This is a genomic window from Pseudoalteromonas sp. CR1 (genome assembly GCF_019392235.1).
Taxonomy (GTDB): domain Bacteria; phylum Pseudomonadota; class Gammaproteobacteria; order Enterobacterales; family Alteromonadaceae; genus Pseudoalteromonas.
Window position 1 is genome coordinate 1 of the sequence record NZ_JAHXRM010000689.1, and the last position, 229, is coordinate 229.

General features: G+C 57.2%; 1 protein-coding gene. It reads right to left on the reverse strand.

The genetic code is table 11. The features are described from left to right. Positions 1–229: GNAT family N-acetyltransferase (locus tag KZZ04_RS21035; RefSeq protein ID WP_219424153.1), on the reverse strand; the 229-nt coding region annotated here is incomplete at both ends.

The following is a 229-nucleotide window of genomic DNA, read 5'->3' on the forward strand; positions in this document are numbered from 1 at the left end:
CCGACATTGGTCAGCCAACTTCTGAAATACAGGTTGTACTCCCGGCTGAACTCGCGGTCATGCCCGAAAAACTTGTCGATCAAACGGTGCTGGTCCAACAGGATCAGGTTGAACGCCACCAGGTGCTCGTCCACCCAATAAAGCGCACAAACCGCGCGGCCTTCCAACCGTTCAAGGATGCCGGTGAAGTAACTCGCCGGCAGGCGCTCGAACTGCAAGTCCGCGCGAT